Here is a 19,873-nt window from a genome sequence, read left to right on the forward strand (position 1 = left end):
AGATGCGTTGACTTCATTCGCTCACCCCGGTCACATAGGTAATCTATGTTCCCGGGGGTTCCGAATTCGTCGCCTTCCTAAAACGCGAAATCCTTAGGGTATTTGAATTCGTTTTGTCGGTTGGGTAAGGCATTGCTACCCCCCCGACAAAAACAATAAATCAAAAGGGAACTGAAGATGGCAACTCCACATATTAATGCAGAAATGGGTGATTTCGCTGACGTCGTATTGATGCCGGGCGACCCGCTGCGCGCAAAGCATATTGCTGAAACTTTCCTCGAAGATGTTCGTGAAGTGAACAACGTTCGCGGCATGTTAGGTTTCACCGGTACTTACAAAGGCCGTAAGATCTCCGTTATGGGGCACGGGATGGGTATCCCGTCCTGCTCTATCTACACCAAAGAGCTGATCACCGATTTTGGCGTGAAGAAAATCATTCGCGTAGGCTCCTGCGGCGCTGTGCGTATGGACGTTAAACTGCGTGACGTGGTTATCGGTATGGGCGCCTGCACCGACTCCAAAGTAAACCGTATCCGTTTTAAAGATCATGACTTCGCAGCTATCGCTGACTTCGACATGGTGCGTAACGCAGTTGATGCGGCAAAAGCGCTGGGCGTAGACGCGCGCGTGGGCAACCTGTTCTCCGCTGACCTGTTCTACTCTCCGGACGGCGAAATGTTCGACGTAATGGAAAAATACGGCGTGCTGGGCGTGGAAATGGAAGCGGCGGGTATCTACGGCGTTGCGGCTGAGTTTGGTGCGAAAGCGCTGACCATCTGCACCGTGTCCGACCATATCCGTACTCACGAGCAGACCACTGCCGCTGAACGTCAGACGACCTTCAACGACATGATCAAAATCGCACTGGAATCCGTTCTGCTGGGCGATAAAGAGTAAGTGTTGTGATGCCCGGTAGCGCTGCGCTTACCGGGCTACAATCGATGTATGCCGGACCGCCATCCGGCATTTTCAGGCCAGCGTTTAGCTCACTGCACTGGCAATCCACGCTGACAGCTCGCGTAACTCTTTCTCCTGCTGTGGGAAATCAACCAGCAGCGCTTCGCACTCCTGTTGCAGCATATCCGCACGGTACAAACACCCCTGCAGACGACCCGCCAGCGCTTCTAACGGCGCGGGATTGAGGCTGTCGGTAAAGACCTGCGTACGGGTGATATGACCTTTTTCCACGTCGAAATGCAGCTCAACGCCGCCCCAGGTGAAACGCTCGTCCAGAAGGTGCGAGAACGCAGGCGCCTGACCAAAATTCCACTCCCAACTGCTCTGACGGGCAAAGGTTTCGGCAAAGTTCGGCAGATCCGGGGTTTTGTCCGGCGAGATAATTTCCGCTTCGACACGTTCGCCGTAGTGGGCAAAAAAGGCTTCCGTGATGGCCTGACAGACCTGTTGATGGGTGATGCCCGGCAACAGCTCCGTTAGATTCGCTACGCGTGAGCGAACCGAGGTGATGCCTTTGGCGGCGAGTTTCTTTTTATCCGGATTGAGATAGTTTGCCAGGCGGCTGAGATCGGCGTTCAACAACAGCGTGCCGTGGTGGAATCCGCGGTCTTTCGTTTCCCGATAAGCAGAGCCGGAAACTTTGCGATCGCCGTCTGGCGTTTTCACGACCAGATCGTTACGCCCGGAGGCGTCGGCGTCTACGCCCAGCGCGTTCAGGGCATGGAGGACAATAGCGGTAGAGATGGTTTTGTCGTACTCCGGTTTACCGGCCATAAAGGTAAAGCAGGTATTGCCTAAGTCATGGAACACCGCGCCGCCGCCGCTGCTGCGACGGGCGAGCCGCACGTTGTCTTCTTCCATACGGCGGGTATTACACTCTTTCCACGGGTTTTGCGCCCGGCCAATCACCACCGTATCGGCGTTACGCCACAAGAACAGGACGCGCTGCGTGGCGGGCATCTGGCGAAAAATGCACTCTTCGACCGCGAGGTTAAACCACGGATCGTAAGAGTCTGAGATAAGCAGGCGTAGTGTCGTCATGGTCGATTTCCTTTCTGTTATTACTCTTTCTTCTCGTTGTCTTCTTCCTGTACCGGTTTGTTGGCGGTCAGCAGGAAAGGGGATTGCTGCCAGCGGGTGCGCTTGCCTTGCAATAAGGTACGGGTGAGCACCACGCCAATTGCCAGTGACAGAAGCAGCATTAGGCGTAAGATGTTGGTGGTGTTATCCACCTGCTTGGCTTCGGTGGCGAGCGTGTGGGTATCCAGCGTCAGGCGTAGATAGCCCAGCGGACCATTTCTTCCCTGAATGGGCTCGACAATCTGCTGGTTAAAATAGCCCCCGGCTTTTTTGCCGTCCAACGCCAGTCGGTCTCGAACGTTGACGCTCTCACCGGTGCGTGTAATCAGGTCTCCCTTTTCATCGTAGACGCCCGCATCCAGAATACGGCTACTTTCCGTGAGCTGCGAGAGTACCGCTTTAATGCGTTTTTCATCCGGCGTTTCGGTACGCATCAGCGGGGCGACGTTCAAGGAGACCTGGCGAGCCAGCGTGCGCGCCAGCTCTTCGAGCTGCGGATTACGCTGCTGTTGGTGGCTTTGACTAAACCAGGACGCGCCCTGCATCAGAGCAACGAGCAGCGCAAGGCAGGACAATACAATCACTGCACGATGAAGTCGGAATTTCAGTTTTGTGCGAGCCATATTCCACCTGCTGAAAATTTGAGACTTAATGTTGCCAGAAGCGCTGGTTACAGGGTAGCCTCATGCGTTATTTTCCCCTGATGATTCCGACCCGAACGATTTTACAGGAGCTTTAATGCCTAACATTACCTGGTGCGATCTACCTGAAGATGTTTCTCTGTGGCCAGGTCTGCCTCTCTCTTTAAGCGGTGATGAAGTCATGCCGCTGGATTACCACGCGGGCCGCAGTGGCTGGCTGCTGTACGGTCGTGGGCTGGATAAACAACGGTTAACGCAATACCAGAGCAAACTGGGTGCGGCGATGGTGATCGTGGCGGCGTGGTGCGTTGAGGATTATCAGGTGATTCGTCTGGCGGGCTCGTTAACGCCGCGTGCGGCAAAACTGGCGCATGATGCCAAACTGGATGTTGCGCCACTGGGTAAAATTCCGCATTTGCGCACGCCGGGTTTGCTGGTGATGGACATGGATTCAACGGCTATCCAGATCGAGTGTATCGATGAAATTGCCAAACTGGCGGGAACCGGCGAAATGGTTGCCGAAGTCACCGAACGCGCGATGCGCGGCGAGCTGGACTTTACCGCCAGCTTGCGCAGCCGCGTGGCGACGTTGAAGGGCGCTGATGCCAATATTTTGCACCAGGTGCGCGAAACGCTACCACTGATGCCTGGCCTGACTCAGCTGGTGTTAAAACTGGAAACGCTCGGCTGGAAAGTGGCAATTGCCTCCGGCGGTTTTACCTTCTTTGCCGATTATCTGCGTAACAAACTACGTCTGACGGCGGCTGTGGCAAACGAGCTGGAGATCATGGACGGTAAATTCACCGGCAACGTGATCGGCGATATCGTCGATGCGCAGTACAAAGCCAACACCCTGACCCGCCTGGCGCAGGAGTATGAGATCCCGATGGCGCAGACGGTGGCGATCGGCGATGGCGCCAACGATCTGCCGATGATTAAAACGGCTGGACTGGGTATAGCGTATCATGCCAAACCCAAAGTGAATGAAAAGGCGGAGATTACGATCCGTCACGCTGACCTGATGGGCGTGTTCTGCATTCTCTCTGGCAGCATGAACCAGAAATGATTTAATTGCCTGATGGCAAAGTGACCGTAGGCCGGATAAGCGCCCACGCTGTCCGGTAAACGCGCTAACGAAAGAGGTAAAACGTGGCCAAAGCTCCAAAACGCGCCTTTGTTTGTAACGAATGCGGGGCCGATTACCCGCGCTGGCAAGGGCAATGCAGCGCCTGTCAGGCCTGGAACACCATTACCGAGGTACGCCTTGCTGCGTCACCAACGGTGGCGCGTAACGAGCGGCTCAGCGGCTATGCCGGGAATGCGGGCATCGCAAAAGTGCAGAAGCTGTCTGATATCAGCCTTGAAGAGTTGCCGCGTTTTTCCACCGGATTTAAAGAGTTTGACCGCGTGCTGGGCGGCGGTGTGGTGCCCGGCAGCGCCATCCTGATTGGCGGTAACCCCGGCGCAGGGAAATCAACGCTGCTGCTGCAAACGCTGTGCAAGCTCGCTGAGCAGATGAAAACCCTGTACGTCACCGGCGAAGAGTCCTTGCAACAGGTGGCGATGCGCGCGCATCGACTCGGTCTGCCGACGGCGAATCTGAACATGCTGTCGGAAACCAGTATCGAACAAATTTGCCTGATTGCCGAAGAAGAACAGCCGAGGTTGATGGTTATCGACTCCATTCAGGTGATGCACATGGCGGACATTCAGTCTTCGCCGGGCAGCGTGGCACAGGTGCGCGAAACCGCGGCTTACCTGACCCGCTTTGCCAAAACGCGCGGCGTGGCGATTGTCATGGTCGGCCACGTCACCAAAGACGGCTCGCTGGCCGGTCCAAAGGTGCTGGAGCACTGTATTGACTGCTCGGTGCTGCTCGACGGCGATGCCGATTCTCGTTTTCGTACTCTGCGTAGCCATAAAAACCGCTTTGGCGCGGTGAATGAGCTGGGCGTCTTTGCCATGACCGAACAGGGGCTGCGTGAAGTTAGCAACCCTTCCGCTATCTTCTTAAGCCGTGGCGATGAAGTCACCTCCGGCAGTTCGGTTATGGTGGTCTGGGAAGGCACGCGCCCGTTGCTGGTGGAGATTCAGGCGCTGGTCGACCATTCGATGATGGCGAATCCGCGTCGTGTTGCGGTCGGCCTGGAGCAGAACCGTCTGGCGATTCTGCTGGCCGTGCTGCATCGTCACGGCGGCTTGCAGATGGCGGATCAGGACGTGTTCGTCAACGTGGTCGGCGGCGTGAAGGTTACCGAAACCAGCGCCGATCTGGCACTGCTACTGGCAATGGTTTCCAGCCTGCGCGACCGACCGCTGCCGCAGGACTTAGTGGTCTTTGGCGAAGTGGGACTGGCGGGCGAAATTCGTCCGGTACCCAGCGGCCAGGAGCGTATTTCCGAAGCGGCGAAGCACGGCTTTCGTCGGGCGATTGTTCCTGCCGCCAACGTGCCGAAAAAAGTGCCGGAAGGGATGCAGGTCTTTGGCGTTAAGAAGCTTACGGATGCTTTAAGCGTGTTTGACGACCTATAATAAAATACCCGTCGTCTTTCCGGCGGTATTGGGTATTACGTTTATTTTTACAGCAGGAGGCTCTTGTGTCATTTGATTATCTGAAAACTGCCATTAAGCAAAAGGGCTGTACCCTGCAACAGGTGGCAGATGCCAGTGGCATGACCAAGGGATATTTAAGTCAACTGCTGAATGCCAAAATTAAAAGCCCCAGCGCGCAAAAGCTGGAGGCGTTGCACCGGTTTCTCGGGCTGGAGTTTCCGCGCCAGCAGAAGAATATCGGTGTGGTATTCGGTAAGTTTTATCCGCTGCATACCGGCCATATCTATCTTATCCAGCGCGCGTGTAGTCAGGTCGATGAACTGCATATCATCATGGGGTATGACGACACGCGCGATCGCAGTCTGTTTGAAGACAGCGCTATGTCGCAACAGCCCACGGTGCCCGATCGTCTACGCTGGCTGCTGCAAACCTTTAAGTATCAGAAAAATATCCGTATTCATGCCTTCAACGAAGAGGGTATGGAGCCGTACCCACACGGTTGGGATGTGTGGAGCAACGGGATCAAAACGTTTATGCAGGAGAAAGGGATCCAGCCTAACTGGATTTACACCTCTGAAGAGTCAGATGCCCCGCAGTATCTGGAACATCTGGGGATCGAAACCGTGCTGGTGGATCCCAAACGAACGTTTATGAACATCAGCGGCGGGCAAATCCGTGAGAACCCGTTTCGCTACTGGGAGTATATTCCTACAGAAGTGAAGCCGTTTTTCGTGCGCACTGTGGCGATCCTCGGCGGAGAGTCGAGCGGAAAATCGACGCTGGTGAACAAGCTCGCCAATATCTTTAACACTACCAGTGCGTGGGAATATGGGCGTGATTACGTCTTCTCCCATTTGGGCGGTGATGAGATGGCGTTGCAGTATTCCGACTACGATAAAATCGCCCTGGGACAAGCCCAATACATTGATTTTGCTGTCAAGTATGCCAATAAAGTGGCGTTTATCGACACCGATTTCGTTACCACTCAGGCCTTCTGCAAAAAGTATGAAGGGCGTGAACACCCGTTTGTGCAGGCCCTGATTGACGAGTATCGCTTTGACCTGGTGATCCTGCTGGAGAACAACACTCCATGGGTGGCGGATGGCTTACGCAGTCTCGGCAGTTCAGTTGACAGAAAAGCGTTTCAGTCGCTGCTGGTCGAGATGCTGCAGGAAAACAATATCAATTTTGTGCACGTTCAGGAGCCCGACTATGACGGTCGATTTCTGCGCTGCGTGGAGTTGGTGAAAGAGTTGATGGGCGAGCAGAGATAGCGTAAATGCCGGATGGCGTTGCGCTTATCCGGCCTACAAGTCGCACTAACCTCGTAGGCCGGATGAGGCGTAACGCCGCCATCCGGCGCTTAACGGTAATTACTTGGAAATACGCTTGTACTTAATACGCTTCGGCTCCAGCGCATCTGCGCCCAGCGTGCGTTTCTTGTACTCTTCGTATTCGGTAAAGTTACCTTCAAAGAATTCAACCTTACCTTCATCCTGGTAATCCAGAATGTGGGTTGCGATGCGGTCGAGGAACCAACGGTCGTGCGAGATAACCATCGCGCAGCCCGGGAACTCCAGCAGGGCGTTTTCCAGCGCGCGCAGGGTTTCGATATCCAGGTCGTTGGTTGGTTCATCAAGCAGCAGCATGTTGCCGCCAACCTGCAGCAGCTTCGCCAGGTGCAGACGACCGCGCTCACCGCCGGAGAGTTCGCCTACGCGTTTACCCTGATCAACACCTTTAAAGTTGAAGCGGCCTACGTAGGCGCGGCTTGGCATCTCGGTGTTGCCGATCTTCATGATATCCAGCCCGCCGGAAACTTCTTCCCACACGGTTTTGCTGTTGTCCATGGCGTCACGGAACTGGTCAACGGAAGCCAGCTTGACGGTTTCACCCAGTGTGATGGTGCCGCTGTCTGGCTGTTCCTGACCGGACATCATACGGAACAGGGTAGATTTACCCGCGCCGTTCGGACCGATGATGCCGACGATGGCGCCTTTCGGTACGGAGAAGCTCAGGTCGTCAATCAGAACGCGATCGCCGTAGGATTTACGCAGATTGGTGACTTCAACGACTTTATCACCCAGACGTGCTCCAGGTGGGATAAACAGTTCGTTGGTTTCGTTACGCTTCTGGTATTCGGTGTTGTTCAGCTCTTCAAAGCGTGCCAGACGGGCTTTACCCTTAGACTGACGGCCTTTAGCGCCCTGACGCACCCACTCCAGCTCTTTCTCAATGGATTTACGGCGAGCCGCTTCCTGAGACGCTTCCTGCGCCAGACGCTGATCTTTCTGCTCCAGCCAGGAGGAGTAGTTGCCTTCCCATGGAATACCTTCGCCGCGGTCAAGCTCCAGAATCCAGCCCGCAACGTTGTCGAGGAAGTAACGGTCGTGGGTAATCGCCACCACGGTGCCTTCGAAGTCGTGCAGGAAGCGTTCCAGCCACGCAACGGATTCGGCGTCCAGGTGGTTAGTCGGTTCGTCGAGCAGCAGCATGTCTGGTTTTTCCAGCAGCAGGCGGCACAGCGCGACGCGGCGGCGTTCACCACCAGAGAGGTTCTCAATTTTAGCGTCCCAGTCCGGCAGACGCAGGGCGTCAGCGGCACGCTCAAGCTGCACGTTCAGGTTATGACCGTCGTGCGCCTGAATGATCTCTTCAAACTTGCCCTGTTGCGCAGCGAGTTTATCGAAGTCGGCGTCCGGCTCGGCGTACTTTGCGTACACTTCATCCAGACCTTTCAGCGCGTTAACCACTTCGGCAACCGCTTCTTCCACGGATTCACGAACAGTATGTTCCGGGTTTAGTTTCGGTTCCTGCGGCAGGTAACCGATTTTAATGCCAGGCTGTGGGCGAGCTTCACCTTCGATATCGGTATCAATGCCGGCCATGATGCGCAGCAGGGTCGATTTACCCGCGCCGTTCAGACCAAGTACACCGATTTTGGCGCCAGGGAAGAAGCTCAGTGAGATGTTTTTAAGAATATGACGTTTCGGCGGAACGACTTTGCCGACACGATGCATGGTATAAACAAATTGGGCCACGTTGGACTCGCCTCTTTATTTATCCCGTCATACTTCAAGCTGCAGATGCGTTGGCTGTGAGTTACTCGGCTCATCCATGAGCCTCGCCCTTGCGGGCCGCTGCTCCGCAGCGTTCAAATCTGTTCCTGACAGATTTGTCGTTCCCCCCAGTCACGCACTTTTGTACGCTCAGGGGATTTACTCCCTCGCCGCCTTGCTGCAACTTGAATTATTCAGGGCTAATTATTGGTAAATAGTTATCAAAGGCGAAGTGTAGCCTTTTTCATTGCCCAATCCCAGCCAGCAGATCTCACTCGCAACAAAAGTAAAAAAGTGTCCGTGACGTGGCGCATTCTGCAATGTCTGGTTAGCATGAACTAATTAAGCGGCATGATGCTGCACAGACGTAACATGAGAAGAGGAAGAGCTTGTGGACAAAGCCAATCAATTTACCTGGCGCCTGCTGGCGGCCAGCGTATGTCTGCTGACGGTCAGTCAAGTGGCGCGAGCCGATTCCCTGGATGAGCAGCGCAATCGCTATGCGCAAATTAAACAGGCCTGGGATAACCGACAGATGGATGTCGTAGAGCAGATGATGCCCGGCCTGAAGAATTATCCTCTGTATCCTTATCTGGAATATCGTCAGATTACTGACGATCTGATGAATCAGCCCACCATTACCGTTACCAATTTTGTGCGCGCCAACCCGACGCTGCCCCCCGCGCGTACTCTGCAATCACGTTTCGTGAATGAACTGGCGCGACGGGAGGACTGGCGTGGACTACTGGCGTTCAGCCCAGAAAAACCGGGTACCACGGAAGCGCAATGCAACTATTACTTTGCGAAATGGAGCACCGGGCAAACCGAAGAGGCCTGGCAGGGCGCGAAAGAACTGTGGTTGAGCGGGAAAAGCCAGCCCAACGCCTGTGACAAATTATTTGGCGTATGGCGCGCCTCAGGAACTCAGGATCCGCTGGCGTATCTGGAGCGTATTCGTCTGGCGATGAAAGCCGGGAATACCGGTCTGGTCACGGCGTTGGCTGGACAAATGCCCGCGCAATACCAAACTATCGCTTCGGCGATCATCGCGCTGGCCAACGATCCGAATTCGGTGATGACCTTTGCACGCACCACTGGCGCGACGGATTTCACCCGACAGATGGCGGCGGTGGCTTTTTCCAGCGTGGCGCGTCAGGACGCGGAAAACGCCCGCCTGATGATCCCGTCTCTGGCGCAGGCGCAACAGCTGAATGACGAGCAAACCCAGGAGCTGCGCGACATCGTCGCCTGGCGTCTGATGGGCAATGACGTTACCGATGAACAGGCCAAATGGCGCGATGACGCCATTATGCGCTCGAATTCCACCTCGCTTGTGGAGCGACGTGTACGCATGGCGCTGGGAACCGGCGATCGTCGTGGTCTGAATACCTGGCTGGCGCGTCTGCCAATGGAAGCAAAAGAGAAAGATGAGTGGCGTTACTGGCAGGCGGATCTGCTGCTTGAGCGCGGGCGCGAGGCGGAAGCCAAAGAGATCCTGCACCAGCTCATGCAGCAGCGCGGTTTCTATCCGATGGTGGCGGCACAGCGTCTGGGTGAAGAGTACGAGCTGAAAGTGGATAAAGCTCCGGCAAACGTTGACTCTGCGCTGACTCAGGGACCGGAAATGGCACGTGTGCGCGAGCTAATGTACTGGAACCTGGACAATACCGCGCGCAGTGAATGGGCGAATCTGGTCACCAGTCGCACGAAGTCTGAGCAGGCTCAGCTGGCGCGTTACGCGTTCAACAATCACTGGTGGGATCTGAGCGTACAAGCGACAATCGCCGGTAAGCTGTGGGATCATCTGGAAGAGCGTTTCCCGCTGGCCTACAAGGATCTGTTTACACGCTACACCAGCGGCAAGGATATTCCGCCAAGCTATGCGATGGCGATAGCGCGTCAGGAAAGCGCCTGGAACCCGAAAGTAAAATCGCCGGTTGGTGCCAGCGGGCTGATGCAGATTATGCCGGGCACGGCGACGCATACGGTGAAAATGTTCTCGATTCCAGGTTACAGCAGCCCGAGCCAACTACTGGATCCTGATACCAACATCAACATTGGTACCAGCTATTTACAGTATGTCTATCAGCAATTCGGTAATAATCGCATTTTCGCGTCGGCGGCCTATAACGCCGGACCGGGGCGCGTTCGCACCTGGCTTGGTAATAGCGCGGGTCGTATCGATGCTGTCGCGTTTGTCGAAAGCATTCCATTCTCTGAGACGCGTGGCTACGTGAAGAACGTGCTGGCTTACGATGCGTACTATCGCTATTTCCTTGGTGATAAACCGGAGTTGATGAGCGACGCAGAATGGCAACGTCGTTACTGATCGTGTCGGTTGTGTTATGCTATCGTACTCGTTAAAGAGTACAAAAGGGGGAGGCAAGCACGCTTCCCCCGCAACGATGGCGATAACTTATGACTCAGCAATCACCCTATTCGGCAGAGATGGCAGAACAGCGTCACCAGGAGTGGTTACGTTTTGTCGATCTGCTTAAACACGCCTATGAACAAGACTTACACCTGCCCCTGCTCAATTTGATGTTAACGCCGGATGAGCGCGAAGCGCTGGGCACGCGCGTGCGTATCATTGAAGAGCTGCTGCGCGGCGAGATGAGTCAGCGCGAGCTTAAAAACGAGCTCGGGGCGGGGATCGCCACCATTACACGGGGGTCGAACAGCCTCAAATCTGCACCGGTGGATCTGCGTCATTGGCTGGAGCAGGTGCTGCTAAAAAATGCCTGATGGCGCTTCGCTTTCAGGCCTAATTATGTGGCGCGGTTGTGGCCGGATAAGGCGAAGCCGCCATCCGGCACAACGCTATAAATACACTGCGTTATGAAACGGGCTGAGCGCCAGAATCACCGCCTGGTGGTAGACGCTTGAGCGCGTCAGCTTGCCCGCGGTAAAGACGCCGATAGCGCCCTCTTTACGGCCAATCTCATCAATACCCGTGTAGTCCGACATCACCGGACCGAGCGCTTCGCCCTGACGGACTCTGGCGAGAATGACAGCCGGCAATGGCAGCGTGGCTGAACGGGCTTCGCCGCGCTGGACGCCATTATCAATCACCACCCAACTGAAGGTCGCATCGTCGTCAATTCCCGCTTCAATAGCGACCCAAAAATCAGCCTGCGGGTGCAGACGGCGCGCATTATCAACGCGATTTCGTGCGCCAGTGCGCGTTTCCTGGTTTCCGAAAGGTTGTTCCGGCACGCCACTCTCGACGGCGACGGGTTCAATATGGCAGGATCCTTCCCCGAAAATCTCTTCAAATGCCCGCAGAATTGCCTGAATTTTGGCAGGATTGGTGGTCGCAGAGATAACCTTGTGCATAATTAAGCTCAGTTTGAAAATTCATCGCATCGCAGTATAACGGAAAAAAAGCATGTTACAGGTATACCTTGTTCGCCATGGCGAAACGCAGTGGAACGCCGAGCGACGTATTCAAGGCCAGTCAGACAGCCCACTGACCGCTAAAGGTGAACAGCAAGCCATGCAGGTGGGCGAACGCGCCCGCACGTTTGGTATTACGCATGTCATCAGCAGCGATTTAGGTCGTACACGACGCACCGCAGAAATCATCGCCCAGGCCTGTGGCTGTGATATCACCTATGACTCACGTTTGCGCGAGCTGAATATGGGCGTGCTGGAGCAACGCCATATCGATACGCTGACGTCGGAAGAAGAGGGCTGGCGTCGCCAGTTGGTGAACGGTACGGTGGAGGGGCGTATTCCTGAAGGGGAATCGATGCAGGAACTGAGCGATCGCGTCCACGCGGCGCTGGCATCCTGTCTGGAGTTGCCGCCGGGGAGTCGTCCGCTGCTGGTCAGTCACGGTATTGCACTGGGTTGCCTGGTGAGTACGATTCTGGGATTACCGGCATGGGCTGAACGTCGCCTGCGTCTGCGCAACTGTTCTATTTCTCGCGTCGATTACCAGGAAAGTTTGTGGCTGGCGCCGGGATGGGTAGTTGAAACGGCAGGGGACATCTCACATCTGGACGCCCCTGCGTTAGACGAACTGCAGCGCTAGCGGCGAATCGGAATCAGGAATTCGCAGCGCAGGTTGATCGGGCGATCTCCCGCTTTGGCATCTTCTGCCGGGTAGTATCGCTCGATATCCTGCCCTTTACGGCGCGTCAGGTTCAGCATTGGCATGCATGTGCCATAAACCGTCAGGATAAACTCCTGTACGCCGGTCCCCAGCCCTTCATAGGTAAACATCACATACTCGCCGCCCTGTAGCAGGATAGGCTGTGCCGACGGCACATAACCATTGGCCTGTTCCGGCGTCAGTGCTGTGGTGTAAAACACTTCCTGCTCATCATCTTTTTCGAGGCTCGGACGCGTTTCGTTCAGCCCGTACAGCACCGGTGGGATTGCAGGAGCCTGGCTAAGGAAGTCGCGCCAGAACTGAATTCGCATTTCATGACGGAAATCTGAAATCTGCTCCAGCGAGCAGGAATAGCTTTGCGTGGTGCCAAGCAGTTGCGTATCTTCCAGCGTGACAAACTCGTGCGCAGGCATGGCAAATTCACCCAGTCGCATAGGCGGGCGAATACCAAACGCGCTCCATTCCGGCGAACGGCGATACAGCGCAGGCGTCTGGGAAAACTGTTTCTTGAACGCGCGGGTAAAGGTTTGTTGAGAGTCAAAGCGATATTGCAGCGCAATATCCAGAATTGGGCGTGCAGTCAGGCGCAGCGCCACTGCGGATTTCGATAAACGACGGGCGCGGATATAGGCGCCAATAGCATGGCCCGTCACGTCCTTAAACATTCTCTGCAGGTGCCACTTGGAATAGCCTGCTTTTGCCGCCACATTGTCAAGCGACAAAGGCTGATCCAGATGACCTTCCAGCCAGATTAATAGGTCGCGAATAATGCCAGCCTGATCCATAAAATATCCTCATCCTTTCAACAACGAGTACCTGACGTCAGGTATGAGGATAATAGCATTTTTTGCTGTTTTAGCATTCAGTGTTTTTTTTGCTCATAAATGCTTTTTTCGATCATTCGAAAGCGTGATTATTGTAATCCTGTGATCTGTATACGTTTTATCTTAGAATGTCGAATAATTACACAGAGTAACTTTTAAAAATGGTAACAATATGAAATATAAGAGCTTAATCATTTCCTCAATTCTGCTGATGTTGGCGCAGGTCGCCCATGCGGAGCAGATTGGATCTGTCGATACGGTGTTCAAAATGTTTGGGCCGGATCATAAAATTGTGGTCGAAGCGTTTGACGATCCTGATGTTACCAACGTGACCTGCTACGTGAGCCGGGCGAAGACCGGCGGCATCAAAGGTGGGCTGGGGCTGGCGGAAGATACCTCCGATGCCGCCATTTCCTGTCAGCAGGTGGGGCCGGTAGAACTGAGCGACAGAATCAAGAACGGCAAAGCGCAGGGCGAAGTGGTATTTAAAAAACGTACCTCGCTGGTGTTTAAATCCTTACAGGTCGTGCGTTTTTACGACGCGAAACGTAATGCACTGGCCTATCTGGCCTATTCAGATAAAGTGGTCGATGGATCGCCAAAAAATGCCATCAGCGCGGTGCCCATCATGCCGTGGCGGGAATAACAAGGAAGCAAAATGCAACAACCGTTGATCTGGTTGGTTGAGGATGAGCAGGGCATTGCCGATACGCTCATCTACATGCTGCAGCAGGAAGGTTTTAGCGTGGAAGCGTTTGAGCGTGGGTTACCTGCGCTGGAGAAATCTCGCCAGCGTTGTCCTGATGCGATCGTTCTGGATGTCGGACTACCGGATATCAGCGGTTTTGAACTGTGTCGACGCCTGCTGGAGCGGCATCCAGCGTTGCCGATCCTGTTTCTGACCGCGCGTAGCGATGAGGTGGATCGCCTGCTGGGGCTGGAAATTGGCGCGGATGACTATGTTGCCAAGCCTTTCTCACCGCGCGAGGTGTGCGCCCGCGTGCGTACGTTGCTGCGGCGGGTGCAGAAATTCTCTGCTCCTTCATCGACGACGCGCTGCGGCGATTTTGAGCTTAATGAGCTGGCCGCGCAGATTACCTGGTTCGGCAAGCCGTTAAACCTGACGCGCTATGAATTTCTGTTGCTGAAAACGCTGCTGTTGTCGCCGGGGCGCATTTACTCACGCCAGCAGTTGATGGATTTAGTCTGGGCCGATGCACAGGACACCTTTGACAGAACGGTCGATACCCACATTAAAACGCTGCGCGCCAAGCTGCGGGCTATCAACCCTGAGCTTTCCCCCATCAATACGCATCGCGGTATGGGATATAGCCTGAGGAGCGTCTGATGCGCATTGGCATGCGTTTGTTGCTCGGCTATTTTCTGATTGTTGCCGTCGCCGCCTGGTTCGTTTTGTCGATCTTTGTGCAGGAAATTAAACCAGGCGTCCGCCGGGCGACCGAAGGCACTTTGATTGATACCGCCACGCTGCTGGCTGCGCTGGCGCGCGATGACTTGCTCTCTGACTCTCCCGCCAACGGCAAGCTGGCGCAGGCATTTTCGCAACTGCATAACCGCCCATTCAGCGCCAATATCAGCGGCATTAACAAAGTCCGTAATGAATACCATGTCTACATGACGGACGCGCAGGGTAAAGTGTTGTTTGATTCCGCAAACCAGGTTGTCGGTCAGGACTATTCTCGCTGGAACGACGTGTGGTTAACCTTGCGTGGGCAATATGGCGCCCGCAGTACGCCGCAAAACCCGAACGATCCGGAAAGTTCAGTGATGTACGTGGCCGCGCCGATCGTAGACGGCGGACGTATTATCGGAGTGCTTAGTGTCGGTAAACCGAACGCGGCGATGGCGCCAGTGATTAAACGCAGTGAACGGCGGATGCTGTGGGCCAGCGCCGTATTGCTGGGCATTGCCTTAGTGATTGGCATCGGGATGGTATGGTGGATAAACCGCTCCATCGCCCGGCTGGCGCGCTATGCCGACTCCGTTACCGAGAATCGCCCCGTCCCACTGCCTGATTTAGGCAGCAGCGAGCTACGTAAACTGGCGCAGGCGCTGGAAAGTATGCGACTGAAGCTGGAGGGCAAAAACTACATTGAGCAGTATGTTTATGCATTAACGCATGAACTGAAAAGTCCGCTGGCGGCCATTCGCGGCGCGGCTGAGATTTTGCGCGAAGGTCCGCCGCCGAACGTGGTTGCGCGCTTTACTGATAATATTCTGACGCAAAATACGCGTATGCAGGCGCTGGTCGAAACCCTGTTACGCCAGGCGCGACTGGAGAATCGACAGGACATTACGTTGACGGCAGTGGCGGTAGATGCGCTGTTTGCTCAGCTCAAAGAGGCGCGTAGCGTGCAACTGGCGGCAAAAAACATCACGCTTACCATTATGCCTTCATCGCTTAGCGTCGCCGCCGATCCTGCGTTACTGGAGCAGGCAGTGGGGAATTTGCTCGACAACGCTATCGACTTCACGCCACAGGACGGGACGATTACGCTGAGCGCGCATCAGCAGGATGAACTGGTCACGTTGCAGATAATCGACAGCGGCAGCGGGATCCCCGACTTCGCGTTGCCGCGTATTTTTGAGCGTTTCTATTCGCTGCCCCGTGAAAATGGGCATAAGAGCAGCGGTTTAGGGCTGGCGTTTGTCAGTGAGGTTGCGCGACTGCACGAGGGGACGGTGACATTGTGCAACCGACCACAAGGCGGCGCACAGGCCTCGTTTACGCTTCACGCTCACTTCACATAACTTCAAATTCTCCGCACATAGCTGTTCTACCTTGCTGATATTGCAAAGGAGAACGCTATGTTTAAATCACCCCTGTTTTGGAAAATAGTCACCTTAGGTGGCGCAATACTGCTGCTGTTAATCCCGCTGACGATGGTCAGGCAGATCATCGTGGAGCGATCGGATTACCGCGATGAAGTCGAAGATGCTATCCGACAGAGCACCAGCGGGCCGCAAAAGATGGTAGGACCGCTGATAGCCATTCCGGTAACGGAACTTTACACCTCACTGGAGGATGGCAAAGAAATCCAGCGTAAGCGTAGCTATATCCATTTCTGGCTGCCGGAATCGTTGGTAGTTGAGGGGAATCAGAACGTTGAAGCGCGTAAAATCGGTATTTATGAGGGCCAGGTCTGGCACAATGATGTTTCGGTGAAGGCTGAGTTTAACGCCGAACGGTTGAGTGATTTAAATCATCCAAATATCAGCATCGGCAAACCGTTTATTGTGGTTGGCGTGGGGGACGCGCGTGGGATTGGCGTGGTAAAAGCGCCGCAGGTCAATGGAACGTCGCTGGCCGTTGAGCCTGGGACGGGGCTGGATGGACGTGCGCAGGGGATCCACATTCCGCTACCCGATGCGAGCTGGGCTGAGCAAAATCTGAGCATGGCGTTGTCGCTTAATTTGAGCGGAACCGGCGATTTCTCCGTCGTTCCGGTTGGACGTAACAGTGAAATGACCTTAACCAGCAACTGGCCACATCCCAACTTTCTTGGGGACTTTCTCCCGGCTAAGCGCGAAATTAGCGAATCAGGATTCAAGGCTCAGTGGCAAAGCAGCTGGTTTGCGAACAACCTCGGCGAGCGCTTTAACGACGAAAAGATTGGTTGGCAGGGCATGCCAGCGTTTAGCGTCGCCGTCGCCACGCCTGCAGATCAGTATCAGTTAACGGACAGGGCAACAAAGTATGCCATCCTACTGATTGTGCTGACCTTTATGTCTTTCTTCGTACTTGAAAGTATGACCAATCTGCGCCTGCACCCGATGCAGTATCTGCTGGTGGGGCTATCGCTGGTAATGTTTTATCTGCTGCTGCTGGCACTGTCAGAACACATCGGTTTTACGGCGGCGTGGATAACGGCAAGTCTGGTGGGGGCGTTGATGAACGGTGTGTATCTGCAGGCGATATTGCAGGGCTGGCGGAACAGTATTTTGTTCACCGTGGCGCTGCTGGGGTTGGATGGTGTGATGTGGGTGCTGCTACGTTCACAGGATAGCTCTTTACTGCTGGGAACCGGCGTGCTGTTGTTCGCGCTGTGTGGGGTCATGTTCCTGACGCGTCATCTTGACTGGCACTCGCTGGCACAGCCAAAAACAAAGCCAAAATCTACAGAACTTCCAGAGCTTCAGCCTGCGCAGAGCGACGAATTTCGCTTGTGGAAATAGGGCAGTAGGGGAAATGAAAAACGGCGCATAAAGCGCCGTTTTTATACCAGTGAGGATTGAATTAATCCTGCAGGTCGCCGCAGAAACGGTAGCCTTCACCGTGAATGGTGGCGATGATTTCTGGCGTATCCGGCGTTGATTCGAAATGCTTACGAATGCGGCGGATCGTCACGTCAACGGTACGGTCATGCGGCTTCAGTTCGCGACCGGTCATTTTTTTCAACAGTTCTGCGCGAGACTGGATTTTGCCCGGATTCTCACAGAAGTGAAGCATGGCGCGGAATTCGCTGCGTGGCAGTTTATACTGCTCACCGTCAGGACCAATCAGAGAGCGGCTGTTGATGTCCAGCTCCCAGCCATTGAACTTGTAGCTTTCGACGCTACGGCGTTCTTCGCTGACAGTACCCAGGTTCATGGTACGGGACAGCAGGTTACGAGCACGGATAGTCAGTTCGCGCGGGTTAAACGGCTTGGTGATGTAATCGTCTGCGCCGATTTCGAGGCCGAGAATTTTATCGACTTCGTTATCACGGCCCGTCAGGAACATCAGCGCAACGTTAGCTTGTTCGCGAAGTTCGCGTGCTAACAGCAGGCCATTTTTCCCAGGCAGATTGATATCCATAATCACAAGGTTGATATCATATTCAGAGAGAATCTGATGCATTTCCGCGCCATCTGTCGCTTCGAATACATCATAGCCTTCTGCTTCGAAAATGCTTTTCAACGTGTTGCGTGTTACTAACTCGTCTTCAACGATAAGAATGTGCGGGGTCTGCATGTTTGCTACCTAAATTGCCAACTAAATCGAAACAGGAAGTACAAAAGTCCCTGACCTGCCTGATGCATGCCGTAAATTAACATGATCGGCGTAACATGACTAAAGTACGTAATTGCGTTCTTGATGCACTTTCCATCAACGTCAACAACATCATTAGCTTGGTCGTGGGTAGTTTCCCTCTGGACCCGACAGTGTCAAAAACGGCTGTCATCCTAACCATTTTAACAGCAACATAACAGGCTAAGACATGCCGGACACCCAATAAAACTACGCTTCGTTGACATATATCAAGTTCAATTGTAGCACGTTAACAGTTTGATGAAATCAACGTATCCAAATGTTTGCTTTCATCACAAAATTGCAATATTACAACTAGTTGCACGAGCAAATTAATAAATGTAATGAATCCAACCGGTGCGATCCATTTTAAATTAAATTATCATGGATAAACAGAGGGATATGCAACTTTTGTTAACATAAAAAGCAATAGTACACCCGGGAAATAGTTTAGCATTTTTTAATGGATGCGAAATGCTTTTTCAGTGATTTCTGTTAAAAATATGTAAATTCGCACTGCGTAATATGTTGAAGCACGTCACATTTTTCCTTGCAGACTGGCCAAAAAGAGTATCGAAATGCGTTTAACAATTATTCTGGTTGCCCCCGCCAGAGCGGAAAATATTGGTGCGGCTGCCCGCGCTATGAAGACTATGGGGTTCACCCAATTACGCATCGTTGACAGCGAAGCCCACCTGGAACCCGCCACGCGATGGGTCGCGCATGGTTCTGGCGATATTATTGATAATATTAGCGTTTTTTCAACGTTGGCGGAGGCGCTGTACGACGTAGATTTTACCGTCGCGACCACTGCGCGTAGTCGGGCGAAGTTCCATTACTACGCTACCCCGGTCGAACTGGTTCCTCTGCTGCAGGAAAAATCAACGTGGATGGATCACGCCGCGCTGGTTTTTGGTCGTGAAGATTCAGGGCTGACCAACGAAGAATTGGCCCTGGCGGATGTACTCACCGGTGTACCTATGGTGGCTGACTATCCTTCACTCAATTTGGGGCAGGCGGTGATGGTGTATTGCTATCAATTAGCAGGTTTAATACAACAACCCGTCAAAAACATTGAGGTGACGGATGAGCTTCAGCTACAGGCATTGCGCGCGCGCGTTTTGCGTTTATTAGCCACGCTGAACGTTTCTGACGACATCAAGTTGACGGACTGGCTGCAACAGCGAATGGGTCTGTTAGGGCAGCGAGATACGGCAATGTTGCACCGTTTTTTACATGATATAGAAAAAAGCATCACGAAATAAAATATCGACCTGCATTTGTTGTGTGGTGTTTTGCTCTGGATTCAAGTAGGGGTGACATACTGTATTGGTCGAAACTAAAAGGGCAAGCAGTCGCTCGTGAACAAGTTTCGGAATGTGACCAATTTAAAAATTTATTGACTTAGATCAGCAGATACTTTAACCCTAAAAGAATACAGGACAGATAATAAATAATTACAGAGCACACAACATCATGAAACGCATCAGCATCACCATTACCACAACCATCACCATTACCACAGGTAACGGTGCGGGCTGACGCGTACAGGAAACACAAGAAAAAGCCCGCACCTAAACAGTGCGGGCTTTTTTTTCGACCAAAGGCAA

The 19,873-nt window shown here is 53.8% G+C and carries 20 protein-coding genes and 1 other annotated feature; of the genes, 14 read left to right on the top strand and 6 right to left on the bottom strand.

Annotated elements, in window-relative coordinates; all coding sequences use genetic code 11:
- The first annotated feature begins 177 nt into the window (after positions 1 to 177).
- Positions 178 to 897, top strand: a complete 720-nt coding sequence (deoD, locus tag ABIE10_RS14420; protein WP_000224864.1) for a purine-nucleoside phosphorylase — start codon at positions 178 to 180, stop codon at positions 895 to 897.
- A gap of 84 nt (positions 898 to 981) precedes the next feature.
- On the opposite strand, the gene lplA is transcribed toward deoD, so the two are convergent.
- The gene (gene lplA, locus ABIE10_RS14425; protein WP_016151611.1) at positions 982 to 1,998 is read right to left on the bottom strand and encodes a lipoate--protein ligase LplA; all 1,017 of its coding nucleotides are present in this window, start codon (positions 1,996 to 1,998) and stop codon (positions 982 to 984) included.
- Positions 1,999 to 2,018: 20 nt separating this feature from the next.
- Complete coding sequence (locus ABIE10_RS14430; RefSeq protein WP_016155636.1) at positions 2,019 to 2,660, bottom strand: YtjB family periplasmic protein; 642 nt, start codon at positions 2,658 to 2,660, stop codon at positions 2,019 to 2,021.
- A gap of 115 nt (positions 2,661 to 2,775) precedes the next feature.
- On the opposite strand from ABIE10_RS14430, the gene serB reads away from it, so the two are divergent.
- The 3 genes from serB to nadR all read left to right on the top strand — a co-directional run bounded on the left by serB (position 2,776) and on the right by nadR (position 6,505).
- On the top strand, positions 2,776 to 3,744 hold the full coding sequence (serB, locus tag ABIE10_RS14435; protein ID WP_429156114.1) for a phosphoserine phosphatase: 969 nt from the start codon (positions 2,776 to 2,778) through the stop codon (positions 3,742 to 3,744).
- Between the two features lie 83 nt (positions 3,745 to 3,827).
- A complete protein-coding gene (gene radA, locus ABIE10_RS14440) occupies positions 3,828 to 5,210 on the top strand; it encodes a DNA repair protein RadA (protein ID WP_016151613.1) in 1,383 nt (460 codons plus the stop codon).
- A gap of 65 nt (positions 5,211 to 5,275) precedes the next feature.
- Positions 5,276 to 6,505, top strand: coding sequence for a multifunctional transcriptional regulator/nicotinamide-nucleotide adenylyltransferase/ribosylnicotinamide kinase NadR (gene nadR / locus ABIE10_RS14445; protein ID WP_016151614.1), 1,230 nt, complete (start codon positions 5,276 to 5,278; stop codon positions 6,503 to 6,505).
- A gap of 99 nt (positions 6,506 to 6,604) precedes the next feature.
- Here nadR and ettA read toward each other — a convergent pair whose 3' ends face one another.
- Positions 6,605 to 8,272, bottom strand: a complete 1,668-nt coding sequence (gene ettA / locus ABIE10_RS14450; RefSeq protein ID WP_003019019.1) for an energy-dependent translational throttle protein EttA — start codon at positions 8,270 to 8,272, stop codon at positions 6,605 to 6,607.
- Between the two features lie 409 nt (positions 8,273 to 8,681).
- Here ettA and sltY point away from each other — a divergent pair, with 409 nt between their 5' ends.
- Together sltY and trpR are read left to right on the top strand one after the other, a co-directional pair.
- Positions 8,682 to 10,619: a murein transglycosylase gene (gene sltY, locus ABIE10_RS14455; RefSeq protein WP_109017571.1), complete on the top strand. Its 1,938-nt coding sequence runs from the start codon at positions 8,682 to 8,684 to the stop codon at positions 10,617 to 10,619.
- A gap of 89 nt (positions 10,620 to 10,708) precedes the next feature.
- Positions 10,709 to 11,035 (top strand): trp operon repressor, encoded by a 327-nt coding sequence (gene trpR / locus ABIE10_RS14460; RefSeq protein ID WP_019078321.1) that lies wholly within the window; start codon positions 10,709 to 10,711, stop codon positions 11,033 to 11,035.
- Between the two features lie 75 nt (positions 11,036 to 11,110).
- Here trpR and yjjX read toward each other — a convergent pair whose 3' ends face one another.
- Positions 11,111 to 11,626, bottom strand: a complete 516-nt coding sequence (yjjX, locus tag ABIE10_RS14465) for an inosine/xanthosine triphosphatase (RefSeq protein ID WP_200046620.1) — start codon at positions 11,624 to 11,626, stop codon at positions 11,111 to 11,113.
- A 52-nt stretch (positions 11,627 to 11,678) separates the two neighbouring features.
- On the opposite strand from yjjX, the gene gpmB reads away from it, so the two are divergent.
- Positions 11,679 to 12,326 carry a 2,3-diphosphoglycerate-dependent phosphoglycerate mutase GpmB gene (gene gpmB, locus ABIE10_RS14470; protein ID WP_016151619.1) on the top strand — a complete coding sequence of 216 codons (648 nt, stop codon included), beginning with the start codon at positions 11,679 to 11,681 and terminating at the stop codon, positions 12,324 to 12,326.
- Here gpmB and robA read toward each other — a convergent pair.
- Positions 12,323 to 13,192, bottom strand: coding sequence for an MDR efflux pump AcrAB transcriptional activator RobA (gene robA, locus ABIE10_RS14475; RefSeq protein ID WP_016151620.1), 870 nt, complete (start codon positions 13,190 to 13,192; stop codon positions 12,323 to 12,325). The genes gpmB and robA overlap by 4 nt on opposite strands.
- 211 nt (positions 13,193 to 13,403) lie before the next feature.
- Here robA and creA point away from each other — a divergent pair, with 211 nt between their 5' ends.
- From creA to creD, 4 genes are read left to right on the top strand one after another with little or no spacing between them, the layout of a single operon-like run.
- A complete protein-coding gene (creA, locus tag ABIE10_RS14480) occupies positions 13,404 to 13,877 on the top strand; it encodes a protein CreA (RefSeq protein ID WP_016151621.1) in 474 nt (157 codons plus the stop codon).
- 12 nt (positions 13,878 to 13,889) lie between these two features.
- Entirely contained in the window at positions 13,890 to 14,579 is a 690-nt protein-coding gene (creB, locus tag ABIE10_RS14485) for a two-component system response regulator CreB (RefSeq protein ID WP_047500122.1), read from the top strand.
- Complete coding sequence (creC, locus tag ABIE10_RS14490; RefSeq protein WP_103766853.1) at positions 14,579 to 16,003, top strand: two-component system sensor histidine kinase CreC; 1,425 nt, start codon at positions 14,579 to 14,581, stop codon at positions 16,001 to 16,003. The genes creB and creC overlap by 1 nt, the downstream gene beginning before the upstream one ends.
- A 57-nt stretch (positions 16,004 to 16,060) precedes the next feature.
- Complete coding sequence (gene creD, locus ABIE10_RS14495) at positions 16,061 to 17,428, top strand: cell envelope integrity protein CreD (protein WP_323667698.1); 1,368 nt, start codon at positions 16,061 to 16,063, stop codon at positions 17,426 to 17,428.
- Between the two features lie 61 nt (positions 17,429 to 17,489).
- Here the strand turns inward: creD and arcA are convergent, their stop codons facing one another.
- Complete coding sequence (gene arcA, locus ABIE10_RS14500; protein WP_001194359.1) at positions 17,490 to 18,206, bottom strand: two-component system response regulator ArcA; 717 nt, start codon at positions 18,204 to 18,206, stop codon at positions 17,490 to 17,492.
- Between the two features lie 95 nt (positions 18,207 to 18,301).
- Between arcA and yjjY the strand changes: the two genes are divergently transcribed.
- The 3 genes from yjjY to thrL all read left to right on the top strand — a co-directional run bounded on the left by yjjY (position 18,302) and on the right by thrL (position 19,805).
- Positions 18,302 to 18,442, top strand: coding sequence for a protein YjjY (yjjY, locus tag ABIE10_RS14505; protein WP_042998021.1), 141 nt, complete (start codon positions 18,302 to 18,304; stop codon positions 18,440 to 18,442).
- Positions 18,443 to 18,841: 399 nt separating this feature from the next.
- Positions 18,842 to 19,528 (top strand): tRNA/rRNA methyltransferase, encoded by a 687-nt coding sequence (locus ABIE10_RS14510; protein WP_016151625.1) that lies wholly within the window; start codon positions 18,842 to 18,844, stop codon positions 19,526 to 19,528.
- Between the two features lie 206 nt (positions 19,529 to 19,734).
- Positions 19,735 to 19,861 (top strand) — a sequence feature (Thr leader region).
- Complete coding sequence (thrL, locus tag ABIE10_RS14515) at positions 19,740 to 19,805, top strand: thr operon leader peptide (RefSeq protein WP_032337689.1); 66 nt, start codon at positions 19,740 to 19,742, stop codon at positions 19,803 to 19,805. It overlaps the preceding feature by 66 nt.
- Positions 19,862 to 19,873 lie beyond the last annotated feature (12 nt).

Source organism: Citrobacter sp. 506 (genome assembly GCF_050434985.1).
GTDB classification, from domain to species: domain Bacteria; phylum Pseudomonadota; class Gammaproteobacteria; order Enterobacterales; family Enterobacteriaceae; genus Citrobacter; species Citrobacter braakii.